Raw genomic sequence first — 2,827 nt, 5'->3', positions numbered from 1 at the left:
GCTCCGGATGCATCTCGATTTCGCGGCGCAGCGAGGCGGTGGCGCTGATGTACGGCTCCTGCCTGGCGACGCTCCAGTATTTCAACTCGTCGAGCGGAATGCTTTCGCCTGTCACCGCGCAACGCACGAACGCGCCGGGACTGGTAACCTGGAAGTCGCCATCCAGATAGCGGATGCGGGCTTCCTTGCCGCCGGGGCCTTCGAAACGGTTCATCATGCGGGGACGCCAGGGTTCATGAGGATTTCATCGCCATAAATTCCCGGCGAGGTCAAGCATGCGACAAGCCTGAGACAATGCTGAACGCTTATTGTGAGGCGGAAAAATGGTGTTGGTGGGCCGCAATGGACATTTCCTCCACTCGTCTTCCCGCCTTGCTCAGGGAAGTGATGACGCCGCAGGCCGTGCCCTCGGGGCAGGCCGATCCAGTCATGACGGCACTGGTCAAGGCGCTGGTCCAACCGCCGGCGCCGTCTCTGCTCGCACAACAGACAGCGCCAGCGCTGTTGACTTTGCCGGCCGCGCCAATGGCCGTCAAATCGCAGCAGATCGCATCGGCTGGCATCGTCGATGCCTATCTTGCCCAACTTGAGACGGGCGAAGAGGCGGCGTTGGCAACGATCGCGGCGAGAAAGGCAAAACCCGAAGCCGAAACGCCGCGAGCCTTCTTGCCGCCTCCGACAACGGCCAATGATAATGCTCCTGCCAGGGTTGCGGGGCTGTCATTGCTGTCGCTTATCCCGCCGCAGGCTCCAGTCCCGCGCAACGCTGCCGCTTTGGGTGCATTGGCGGGCAGGCACAGGCCGGCCAATCAATCCCATGGTGCGGCGCCGAACCCTGAGCACTTGCTGGTGAAGGTCGGCTTTGTTTCGATAGTGGCCGGTTTGCTGGGAACCGTGATCCTTGGGTTCGTTCTGTTGTTGCTTCGCTGAGCTTCGAATCGGCTGGTTCTCGATATATGCCCGGCGGAAGGCCTATCGCTCGGCTTCGATGAACGCCTCGATCTTTTCCGGCGCCAGCCCGGCCTCCGCCGCGATGCGGCGGGCGAGGTCGGCGGCTGCGGCGCGCGGCCGGCCGATCGGCCGGTCGAGCCAGTAGGACACCGGATTGAGCGCGGTGCGCTCATCGACGGGGGTGATGCGGCCCGATTGCAATTGATGTCCGGTCAGGGGTGGGCGTGCCAGCGCGATGCCAAGCCCATAGGCGGCGGCGTCGAGCACCAGATTGTAGTCCTCGAAGCGACGGTCCTGCGGGCGCGGGCGATAATCCATGCCTTGCGCGGCAAACCAGGCGCGCCAGGCAGACGCGTCGGAATCGTTGATCAGCGGATATTTGAGCAGCCGGGCAGGGTCGCCGCGGCCGATCTCGCGGGCAAGCTCGGGTGACGCGACGGGGAAGACATGTTCCTCGAAAAGCTGCACCGAGACGCGGCCCGGAATGCCGCCGCGTCCACAGCGGATGGAGAGATCGATGCCCTCATCGGCAAGGTCGGCCTGGCGGATATCGACATCGAGCACGATGCGCAGCTTCGAGGGATTGTTCTCCAGAGCCGCCATGCGAGGCATCAGCCACAGCCCGCTGACCGAGGGGATCGAGGTCAGCCGCACCACCGCCGTGCCACGCGGCTCGACCCAGCGGTCGGAATGGGTCGATATCAGCGCAAAGGCTTCCGCCGTGCGCAGATGCAGCCGGTTGCCCTCGATCGTCAGCGAGACGCCGCGCGCCCCACGGTCGAAGACTTTCAATCCCAGCCAGTCCTCGAGCTTGGCGATCTGCCGGCTGACGGCGCCATGGGTGATGTTGAGCTTTTCGGCGGCCGCCGAAAAGCTGCCTGTCCGCGCCGCCGCATCGAAGGCGCGCAGTGTTTCGAGCGGTACCATTGTGTCCGAGTTGTGATCCATAGTCACAGGTGATCCTCGATTTGGTCGTTTGTCAACTGGCCTGGAATGGCGTTTTCTGCCTTTCAGGACCGAAGAATGCGAGGGCAGTGAGATGAATGCAATGACGGGCACGTTGAATTCGACACAGCGGATGGACACCACGGCAGCCATTGCTGTCGCGCTGACGGTGGTTGGTTGGGCCTCCGCCTTTCCGGCGATCCGCGCCGGTCTCGCTGCCTTCGGACCGCTGGAACTCGGCGCGTTGCGCTTTGCCATCGCCGCGGTGCCGGCGGCGATCTTCCTGGCCATCAAGCGCCCGGCGCTGCCAAGGCTCGACGAAGTGTGGCGCCTGGTCTTTGGCGGCGCCATCTTCGTCGCGCTCTACACCGTCATGCTCAATTTCGGCGAACTGACCGTCTCTGCCGGTGCCGCCGGCTTCATCATCAATGTCAGCCCGATCTTCACCGCCATCATGGCGATGGTCCTGCTGGGCGAGCGCTTTTCGGGCATGGCCTGGGCCGGTACGGTGATTTCCTTCGCCGGCATTGGCGTCATCGCCATGGCCGACGAGAATGGACTGTCTTTTAACACCGGTGCTCTTCTGGTGCTTGGTTCGGCCTTGTGCTCGGCCGTCAACACCATCGTCCAGAAGCCGCTGTTTGCCCGCCATCATCCGTTGACCATCTCCGCTTCGAACATGGTGCTCGGCGCACTATGCCTGGCACCCTTCCTGCCGTCGGCCTTTTCGCAGGCGGCGGTTGCCGACGCAGCAGGCCTCGGCGCCGTCATCTTTCTTGGCATCGTGCCCAGCCTGATCGCCTATGCCGCCTGGGCGACCGCGCTGTCGCGTCTGCCCGCCGCACGTGCCTCCAACTTCCTCTATCTGGTCTCGCCGATGTCCGCGCTGATCGGCTTCTTCTGGCTGGGCGAAGTTCCGACGCTGCTCGGC

4 protein-coding genes are annotated in these 2,827 nt (G+C 63.9%); 2 read left to right on the top strand and 2 right to left on the bottom strand.

Translation table 11 applies throughout. The features are described 5' to 3' along the window. Window positions 1-217 (bottom strand): DUF2093 domain-containing protein (locus tag EN964_RS30840; protein WP_127277157.1); only part of this gene is annotated, 217 nt, incomplete at its 3' end. 77 nt (window positions 218-294) lie between these two features. On the opposite strand from EN964_RS30840, the gene EN964_RS30835 reads away from it, so the two are divergent. After that, window positions 295-930 (top strand): hypothetical protein, encoded by a 636-nt coding sequence (locus EN964_RS30835; RefSeq protein WP_236383407.1) that lies wholly within the window; start codon window positions 295-297, stop codon window positions 928-930. 42 nt (window positions 931-972) lie between these two features. Here the strand turns inward: EN964_RS30835 and EN964_RS30830 are convergent, their stop codons facing one another. Further along, entirely contained in the window at window positions 973-1,878 is a 906-nt protein-coding gene (locus tag EN964_RS30830) for a LysR family transcriptional regulator (RefSeq protein ID WP_164749108.1), read from the bottom strand. Between the two features lie 112 nt (window positions 1,879-1,990). Between EN964_RS30830 and EN964_RS30825 the strand changes: the two genes are divergently transcribed. Further along, the coding region (locus EN964_RS30825; protein WP_164776104.1) for a DMT family transporter at window positions 1,991-2,827 on the top strand (837 nt) is incomplete at its 3' end.

The sequence above is a fragment of the Mesorhizobium sp. M7A.F.Ca.CA.001.10.2.1 genome, from assembly GCF_003998575.1.
Classification (GTDB): domain Bacteria; phylum Pseudomonadota; class Alphaproteobacteria; order Rhizobiales; family Rhizobiaceae; genus Mesorhizobium.
The sequence above is the reverse complement of the archived record's forward strand: the minus strand, read 5'-3'. Positions and strand labels throughout refer to the sequence as shown.